The organism is Gammaproteobacteria bacterium (genome assembly GCA_016195665.1).
GTDB lineage: Bacteria > Pseudomonadota > Gammaproteobacteria > SURF-13 > SURF-13 > JACPZD01.
On record JACPZD010000014.1, the window covers coordinates 1 to 9492 of the forward strand.

Here is a 9492-nt window from a genome sequence, read left to right on the forward strand (position 1 = left end):
ACGGGCGCTTCTTCATCGGACATCCTCCTGACTGGCATTATGTGCCTATCTGGGTGTCCGTGAAACTGGGGATATCTCAACTTGACCCCTTTGTCTCATTTGTCTTAATACGATAGTCATACAATGAACTTGACCCCTTTGTCTTTCCTTACAATGAACTTGACCCCTTTGTCTTTTAATACGATAGTCATACAATGAACTTGACCCCTTTGTCTTTGACCCCTTTGTCTTTGTCCTGCTGATCATGGGCCGTTATTCCCTCTCAAAATGTTTTTGAACTATTAATTAGTAGAGATTTTCTCTGCGAAGAGGGAAGTAGGAGCCAGAATTATCGTTAGACTTTTATCGGCTGTTGCGTTATCTCAGTGTCGAAGAAATTTTGAATATCCTCCAAACTGCGCGTGCGCGGCATGGGTGGAAGACTATCGAAAAACATTTTTCCGTAGGATTTTTCCAGGAGGCGTGGGTCGCACAGCATCAGTACGCCGCGATCAGTGCTGTCTCGGATCAGACGGCCTACGCCCTGCTTGAGGGTGAGCACCGCTTGCGGTAATTGATAATCCAAAAAGGGATTGCCGCCTTGTTCGCGTATCGCCTCTAGGCGTGCTTGTAACACGGGATCGCCCGGTGAGGCGAACGGTAGTTTGTCTATGATGACGCAGGACAAGGCCTCGCCGCGCACGTCCACGCCTTCCCAGAAGCTGCTGGCGCCGAGCAGTACCGCGTTGCCCAGGGCGCGGAAGCGGTTTAACAATTCGGCGCGCGGCGCGCTACCTTGGACGAGGAGCGGATAGGGGATACGATTTTCCAATAACTCGACTGCTGTTCGTAACGCGCGGTGACTGGTGAAGAGCAAAAAGGCACGCCCGCCGCTGGCCTTAAGCACGGGCAGGGCCGCTTCGATCACAGCTTCCGTGTAGCGGCGATCGGCAGGGTTGGGCATCGCAGCGGGAAGATAAAGCAGGGCTTGTTGGGCGAAGTCGAAGGGGCTGTCCCAGCGCTCCATCATAGCGTCTTCCAGGCCCATACGTTGCGTAAAATGTTCGAAGCGGTTGCCCACCGTGAGCGTGGCGGAGGTGAATATCCAGGCGCATTTCTGCTTTATTAGATGTGTGCGGAAGATTTCAGCGCTGTCGAGCGGCGTGCTATGGATGGCGAAGGAACGCGGAAAGGTCTCAAACCAGTGCACGTGTTGATCAGTGTGGGATTCGGTAGCCTGATCGAAATGCTCCAAGAGTTGCACGGCGCGCCGCCAGCAGTTTTCCAATCCCTTGCCGCGCGGGGCGGCGGCTTCGAGCAACTGACTCAGCATCTGCAGGTGCTCGCGTAAAGTATCCAGGGTCTGTGTGACGTGGGCTTGAGCCTTGATCTCCTGCCATGCGCTGCGTTGTTCTTCGATCCCTAATGCCAGGCGCAGATCACGTACCGCCTTCTCGAGATGTTCGGATACACTTGCCAATTCCGGCATGTCACCCGCTTCTTTGGTGTGCTCGGCGACGGCATCGCGGGCCAGTTCTAAAAGTTGACGGCTGCTCAACGTGACGCCGAAAAAGTGCGTAGCGGTGTCGGGTAGTTGATGCGCCTCGTCTAGGATCACCGCTTGCGCGCCGGGGAGCAGCTCACCAAAGCCCTCTTCGCGTAGGACGAGATCGGCGAAAAACAGATGATGATTGATGACGACGATGTCCTCTTCGAGGGCCGAGCGGCGTGCCTTGAGCACGTGACAGTCGTTGTAAGAGGGACACTCCTGTCCCAGGCAATTGTCGGTGGTGCTGGTGACCAGCGGCCAGACGGCAGAGTCTTCGGGAATATCCGCGAGTTCCGCGATGTCGCCGCTCTTCGTTCGGCCGGCCCAGGCGCGAATGCGCACGACTTCACCGGCCTGTATGCGGGAGCGGAAACGTCCTTCCGATTCGGCGAGTGCGAGCCGGTGAAGGCAGAGATAGTTGGCGCGCCCTTTGAGCAGGGCCACAGTCACCGGCACACCCAGCGCCTCGCGCACCGCCGGCAGGTCGCGATGGAAGAGTTGATCTTGTAGCGCCTTGGTGCCGGTGGAGACGATGACCTTTTTGCCGGAAAGCAGGGCGGGCACCAGATAGGCGAAGGTCTTGCCGGTGCCCGTGCCCGCTTCGGCGATCAGAGTGTCATGGCTGGCCAGCGCCGTTGCCACCGCTTCAGCCATTTCCTGCTGCTGGGGGCGAGGCGCAAAACCCGAAACGTGCTGCGCGAACGGACCACCGAGTCCTAAAAATTCAGAGGCACTGAGCATGCCGTATAGTATACGGCAAACCCTCTATGCCGCGTCATAGGAAGGTTTAGGCTACTTGCGTAAACCCAGCAAAATCGCCTCGGCGCGTGCGCCGAGATAGACGTATATCCCCAAACCTACCAGCAAGCCTACCGCGGCGAGCATCATCCATACGCCCTTGGGCGTTTCGCCGCCATCGCCCAAAGCTCCTTTAAACATCAGCATCAGCGCCTCGATGGACACGGCGATCAGAATCGCCGCGATGAAGCGCGTGATGGTGCGGCGTGTGGAACTGTGGCGCAATATGTCCTTTTGCATTAACACCTCTTCCTCCAGGATGGTCTTGCCCAGATCGAAAATCGCCAGCGCCAAGGTCATGAAGATGATGACCCCGAAGGGTTTTAATTGCAGTTCCTGCAGCGAGTGCTCGACGTTCAGCAAGGTGGCGATATCGGTAAAGGCTGCATAAAGCAGCACGGCGACCACGCTGAACAATCCCACCACGATCAAGACATAGGTGGATTTGAACAGCGGCTGAAAATAGCGCCGCGAGTTGTCGCCCATTAAAAATGCAATGATACGCACCAGATCCACGTCGAGCACGATGTAGCCTCTGACCTGACCTTGTGTATCGTAGAGTTTTGTGGCCGCCGTGATGCACAGCGTTCTGCTGGCGCTCGACAAATAGGGATCGGTGACAACGGCCTGGTCGGATTCGCGCGCCAGCCTGAAGTAGGGACGCTGGCTGCGATCCTTTCCTTGCCCTTCGCCCGGCGCTGTTTGCCAATAGGGGTTGGCGACATTATCGCTCGTCTGGAGCCCGCGCGCATCCAGGGTATAGAGCAGGTCAACGAAGCGGTAATTTTCCGCGAGCGACTGCATGGCGCCGCGTTGCGCGGGAGGGTTGCCCAACAGGCTGGGTTCGGCGATCCCGGTCAGTATCGAGCCGACCAACTGCTGGATACCGGCGCGGTATTCGTTATGCCTCTCGATAACATTGAGATAATTCATGGGTACGGTTGGGTGAGCGATGAGCCTAGAATTGAAAGTCGGCCTGCAGCCAGAATTTGTCGAGATCACTGGCCAGGACAGGGTTGCGCGCCAGATTGATGGTGTTGGCATCGCCGCTGTAGGCGGCGTATTTCAGCAATACCGTGAGGTTTTTGTTGAGCTTCTTTGCGGCGGAAAAATCCCATTCGCTGCCATAATCGTAACCGTCGTGGTCTGAGGAGAAGCTGTCATAACGTAAAAACCAGTTGATCCCGGCCCAGCTCTTGGACACGGTGACAAAGATATCCCGCAAACCGTCTTTGGGCGTGACGAGAAATTGATCGGCCCAGCCGTTGAAGGCGTGCAGCGTGGCGAGCGGTGTAGCGAATCCGTAGACGCCGTCGCCGCTCAATACTTCGTAGTTGAGCTTTGCCTGGAAGCCCTGGATTTCGAGACCCAGGATCAGGTTTTTATAATCGCCGTTCACCGTACTCGCCCCGTCCTGATAATCGCTCTGGTCGGCATATTCGGCGGTATAGAAATATTTGACGCCGCCTTCTTGTTGATACCAGCCATCGAATCGAGCGCCCAGTGTCTTGTTCGAGGCGGAAGGCGGAATGGGTTGCCCTGGTTCATAGTCGAGCAGATAGGCGTAGCCTGTCAGCGTTCCGTACTGGATGCCGCGGTAGGCGACGTTCAACAGCTCACCCCTGAGATCAATGTCGCTTAAGGTGGGATGCTTTTCGCCGAAGACGCGGTTGACGTTGCTTACGTGTGAAAAAAATAGATTGAGGTTATTGGTCAAGGCCGAAGTGATGGCAAGGGCGTCAAAGGTCTGCGAATTTTGCCGCCAGCCCACGTCGCCGATGAAACGCTGGTTGTCGAGGTTGATGATCTGCCGGCCGTATTTGAACACGGTGTCCGACAACACAGTGCCGGGCTGGCCTTTGTAGCTCAAGTAGGCCTGATTGACCTCGGTGCTTTCCGGGTCGGCCACCACAGGGAATCGAGCCAAACCGTTGAGGGTGTCATTGTATTGATTGCCGCCGATGTTATGGACGCCCTCGAATTGCAGCAAGGCGCTGAAGCCACGGAATTCACCAGTGGCGTAACCAAGCTGCGTGCGCAGGGTGAAGGCGTTGGCCTGCTCCGGCTTGCCTTCTTGATCCACCCATTCAAAACGCGGGCGAAGTTGGCCCGTAAGCTTGCCGCCGGTTATGGCCTCCACTAAACCGCCTTCGGCGTAGGCGTGCGGGAGCGTAACAAGCCCGGACACAATCATGAGCAGGGTAAGGGTCGTTTGTTTAATCAGGGTGGGTCTCGAAAAAATCATAGAGGTAGGTTCCTTGATAGTCAATGGATAATCATGCGGCGTACTGCGCATGGCGGTGATGCAAAAACTTGAGCACTTCGCCGCGCAACCGCGCATAGTGAGGGTCTTCGGCCAGCGCCAAGCGGTCGCGCGGTCTCGGCAGATCAACCAGAAGGATGTCTCCGATGGTCGCCGCGGGACCGTTGGTCATCATTACCACCCGGTCGGAGAGTAATACCGCCTCGTCCACGTCGTGCGTCACCATCATCACAGTGCAGCCTTGCGCGGCGACGATACGCATCAGTTCGTCCTGCAAGAGCGAGCGCGTCAAGGCGTCGAGCGCCCCGAGCGGCTCATCCAAGAGCAGTGCCGTGGGTTGCATCGAAAGCGCCCGCGCGATGCCCACCCGCTGCTTCATGCCACCCGAGATTTCATGGGGATATTTATGCTGTGCGTCCTTCAGACCGACCAGATCAAGCGCCTGCTCCGTGCGCTCACACAGACGTGCTCTGGGCTCGGCGGCGCCGAATACCCGTTCCACGGCGAGATACACGTTGCCGAAACAACTCAACCAAGGCAGCAGTGAGTGGTTCTGGAACACCACGCCGCGATCGGGACCCGGCCCGTTGATTTCGCGCCCGTTACAAAGCAAGACGCCGCGGGTGAGCGGGATCAGGCCCGCCACCAGATTGAGCAGGGTGGATTTTCCGCACCCCGAGTGACCGATAATGGAAACGAATTCACCCCGCCGTATGGTCAGGTTGATGTCCGTGATGGCCGTGTACAGGCCATGCTGGGTGGAAAATGTCCGCTCCACATGTTCGATTTGTATGAATTTATTGTGCATGGTGATTACTCCTGGTGAACTGTCAATATTCAAAACGCCTGGCCAGCATAAGCAGCATTTTCTCAAGTGCCAGGCCGACGATACCGACGACAAATATAGCAATGATGATGTGCTCGACGTTGAGGTTATTCCATTCATCCCAAATCCAAAAACCGAGGCCGACCCCGCCGGTCAACATCTCGGCGGCGACGATCACCAGCCATGCGATACCGATAGACAGCCTGACCCCGGTCATCATGTAGGGCAGCGTCGCGGGAAACAGGATTTTGCTGAATATCTTGAACTCCGAGAGATTCAACACCCGCGCGACGTTGAGATAGTCGGTCGGCACCTTGGTCACGCCGACCGCCGTGTTGATAACCATGGGCCAGATGCTGGAGATGAAGATCACCCAGATCGCGGCGGGCTGCGCCTCTTTGAATACCAGTAAGCCGATTGGAAGCCACGCCAGCGGCGACACCGGGCGCAGCAGGCTGATGATGGGCGCCGTCATTTGGCTTAAGAAACTGAAACGTCCGATCATGAAACCCAGCGGGATGCCGACCAATGCCGCGAGACCGAAGCCCAGCCCAACCCGTTCCAGTGAGCGCAGGATATTCCAGCCGATGCCTTGGTCATTCGGCCCGTGGTCGTAGAAGGGGTCGCTGAATACCTCGACGGCGGAGTGCCAGGTTTTCACCGGACCCGGCAGTTGCGGACTGTGCCCGGCGAGCAGTGACCACCCCAGCATGAACACGATCAGACCGAGCAGCGGCGGAATCGCTGATTTGATCAACCCATCCATGCCGCCGTACAGTGAGGTCTTCCACTTTCGCGCGGCCGACTTCGCTTGCTGGACTGTGCCCGGCGCGAGTTTCGTCGGAAGACGGGCGGTATCCTTCCTGTTTATTGGGATGACGTCTTTTTTCGTCATGGGCGCCACGTTCATCAGGAGCCTCCTTTCAGGCCTTGAGCTGGAAGCTTGCGGCATACTGTTTGGGATTTTTGCCGTCCCACACCGTGCCGTCAAAGAAGGTGCTGCTGCGCAACGGCTCGGCCGGCAGCGGGACTTTGAGTTGCTCGGCCGCCTGTTTGTATAAAGTGATTTGGTTCACCTGGCTCGCCACGGCCAGATAATCCGGATCATCGGTCAACAAGCCCCAGCGTTTATGCTGCGTCATGAACCACATGCCGTCGGATAGATAAGGGAAATTGACGTGACCGTCGTTGTAGAATTTCATGTAGTCGGGATCGGTCCAGGATTTGCCGAGCCCGTTTTCATACTTGCCCAGCATGCGGCCTTCAATCACCGGATCGGGCGCATTGACGTAAGACTTGCTGGCGATGATCTTGGCGACCTTGGGGCGGTTCGCGGTGGTATCAATATATTTGGAGGCTTCCAGCACGGCCATGATCAAGGCGCGCGCCGTGTTGGGATATTTCTGCACGAACTCCAGCGTAGTCCCCAACACCTTTTCCGGATGATCTTTCCAGAGTGCTTGCGTGGTCGTGGCGGTGAAGCCGATCTGGTCGTAGATGGCGCGTGCATTCCAGGGCTCGCCCACGCAGTAGCCGTCCATATTGCCGATGCGCATGTTGGCGACCATTTGGGGCGGAGGGATAACGATATTTTTCACATCATTAAAAGGATGAATACCGTGGGCGGCCAGCCAGTAATACAACCACATGGCATGCGTGCCGGTGGGAAAGGTTTGCGCGAAGGTGTAGTCGCCCTTCTCGGCATCAACCAATTTTTTCAAGCCGGCGCCATCGGTAACGCCTTTATCTTTAAGTGCATTCGACAAGGTGATGGCCTGTCCGTTGTGATTGAGACCCATGAGGATGGCCATATCCTTTTTCTGTCCGCCGATGCCGAGCTGCACGCCGTAGATCAAGCCGTACAGCACGTGAGCGGCGTCAAGCTCACCCAACGCCAGTTTGTCGCGCACGGCGGCCCAACTCGCCTCCTTGGTCACCGTCACATTGAGGCCGTATTTTTTGTAAAGCCCCAACTCGCCGGCCATCACCACGCTGGCGCAGTCGGTAAGCGGGATAAATCCTATCTTGAGATCGGTTTTCTCGGGTGCGTCCGAGCCCGCCGCATACACGCGGCTGCTCAAGCCGATGGGCAATGCGGCATAAAGGCTCAAGGCGAGGGCGGATTTGATAAACACGCGCCGTGGTTGATCAATACTGATTTCGGGCAAGGCGTTGGTATCAGAGTTCTTCATACTTAACTACTCCTCGGTAAATTGTGGCCAAAAAAAACGTCCATCCACGGGATTCTTCCCGCAGAATGGACGCCGTTGTCCGTCATTCAGGCCGCCGTTGGCCCGAGTTGTTGTTTGCTAAACTATGTGGGGGTGGTCCCCCGGGCCGGCCCCCCATTGGGCCGGCCCTTGTTCATGTCAGATCAGCAATTGTGCGGCAGAGAGCACGTTTCCAGCGGCTTCAGCCAGACGTTGGTTACCCGCCATCGCCAGTTTGCGCAACGCCTGATAGGCCTCTTGTTCCGTACAATGACGTTGCTGCATGATCAAACCTTTGGCGCGCTCAATGACTTTACGTTCCGCGAGCGCGTTGTTGGCCTTGGCGAGATCTGCGCGCAGCGACTGATATTCCTGAAAGCGAGCGATGGCCACTTCTATGATAGGTTTGATCCGCTCATTGCTGAGGCCATTCACAATGTACGCGCTCACGCCGGCCCGCATGGCGATGCGAATTTTTTCCTTATCGTCATCGTGCGTAAACATTACTACCGGCCGCTGCGATGTATGGCCGATGCAACACATGTGCTCCAAGGTGTCACGGTCGGGTGAGTCTACGTCAATAACGATCACGTCGGGTTGACTCTCCACTATGCGTGTCTGTAAATCTTCATTTGCGGTCAGGCGCGCAACTACTTCATAGCCGGTATTGTGTAAAGCATCTTCCAGCAATGCCGCCCGTTCCGGTTTTTCGTCTACAATCATGACGCGCAACATGAGGTGTTGTTTTCCTTTGGATGGCCACTTGTCGCCCTTAACCTAACATTCGTCCATTCTCCGAGGAGAGGCGGAGAATGGACGTTCACCCGACAGACGCCTTGCGGGTGTGTCAGGCCGCCGCTGTAAACTCATTCCGGCTGACAACATTTACCGCCGAATTGCCCGCAATGGAGTGGGTGTTGTGACCCAAAAATTGCTCTCCGGTGACGATGAACATGGCGATATCCGCCACACGCTTGTTGCGGTTTAGCGCCATCTTGTACAGGCCTTGATAGGCGCCATTTTCGGAGACGTGCGCCTTGTTCATCAGTATCTCGATGGCTTGACGGATCAATCTACGCTCAGCGGGCGTTGTATTGGCCTCTTGCAATTGTTTTTGCAGGGTTTGCGTTTCATGAAAACGGATGACGGCAAGATCCAGGACGGCCTTGACCCGCTCGGCTTTCAGTCCATCCACGACGAAGGCGCTGATACCGGACTTCAGCGCGGCATTTATGGTGCTTGCATCGCTCTGATTAACGAACACGGCGATGGGGCGCGGAGTCGTCTGGTGGATGCGCGCAATCTGACGCAATTTGCGCGAGTTGATTTGAGTGGTCGCGACGACAACGACATCCGCTTCGATTTTTTTAAGCGTGAGGCGCAATGCCGCAATACTCGTAACGTGTGCGGGAATGTCATAGGAAAGGTTGTTCGCGGCCCGTTTTAACAGGTCCGCGTATTCAGGGTTTTCTGTGACTAACACGATGCGCATGGCTAAGCTCCCGATTGATTCGCTGGGAGAGGTATAGCAATGCCTGTGCCAATCAAGTGAAATCTATATTTTTTAGTAGCTTAACAGGAGCGGATCCCGGCAAGAGGGATTTTTTGCACCATTAACTATGCAGTATCAAAGAGGGATGAGTCATTATGGGGCGAGCCGGGTAGGGTGGGCAGACAGGGCTTTCGTCTGCCCACGTTGTTTTGAATCCGCGTGGGCACAAAAACGTGCCCACCCTTGTATCTTCTTTCCCGTGGTGGTCAGCTACCATCACACGAGACAGAGGCAGCTTGTGCCCACCCTTAAGGCTATGACCTTGCCGCGTAGATCAAGCCCTCTGTCTCACCTTCCACGCCAGCACAGACACTG

8 protein-coding genes are annotated in these 9492 nt (G+C 56.2%); all 8 read right to left on the reverse strand.

Annotation, left to right across the window (positions count from 1 at the left end; translation table 11 throughout):
• Positions 1–334: 334 nt before the first annotated feature.
• The 8 genes from HY028_04665 to HY028_04700 all read right to left on the reverse strand — a co-directional run bounded on the left by HY028_04665 (position 335) and on the right by HY028_04700 (position 9117).
• Complete coding sequence (locus tag HY028_04665) at positions 335–2269, reverse strand: ATP-dependent DNA helicase (protein MBI3344138.1); 1935 nt, start codon at positions 2267–2269, stop codon at positions 335–337.
• Between the two features lie 51 nt (positions 2270–2320).
• Entirely contained in the window at positions 2321–3259 is a 939-nt protein-coding gene (locus HY028_04670) for a general glycosylation pathway protein (GenBank protein MBI3344139.1), read from the reverse strand.
• Between the two features lie 25 nt (positions 3260–3284).
• Entirely contained in the window at positions 3285–4571 is a 1287-nt protein-coding gene (locus tag HY028_04675; protein MBI3344140.1) for a hypothetical protein, read from the reverse strand.
• Positions 4572–4602: 31 nt separating this feature from the next.
• Positions 4603–5397, reverse strand: a complete 795-nt coding sequence (locus HY028_04680) for an ABC transporter ATP-binding protein (GenBank protein MBI3344141.1) — start codon at positions 5395–5397, stop codon at positions 4603–4605.
• Between the two features lie 22 nt (positions 5398–5419).
• Complete coding sequence (gene ntrB, locus HY028_04685; GenBank protein ID MBI3344142.1) at positions 5420–6325, reverse strand: nitrate ABC transporter permease; 906 nt, start codon at positions 6323–6325, stop codon at positions 5420–5422.
• 13 nt (positions 6326–6338) lie between these two features.
• Positions 6339–7607, reverse strand: coding sequence for an ABC transporter substrate-binding protein (locus tag HY028_04690; GenBank protein MBI3344143.1), 1269 nt, complete (start codon positions 7605–7607; stop codon positions 6339–6341).
• Positions 7608–7784: 177 nt separating this feature from the next.
• The gene (locus tag HY028_04695) at positions 7785–8360 is read right to left on the reverse strand and encodes an ANTAR domain-containing protein (GenBank protein MBI3344144.1); all 576 of its coding nucleotides are present in this window, start codon (positions 8358–8360) and stop codon (positions 7785–7787) included.
• Between the two features lie 112 nt (positions 8361–8472).
• Complete coding sequence (locus tag HY028_04700; GenBank protein ID MBI3344145.1) at positions 8473–9117, reverse strand: ANTAR domain-containing protein; 645 nt, start codon at positions 9115–9117, stop codon at positions 8473–8475.
• Positions 9118–9492 lie beyond the last annotated feature (375 nt).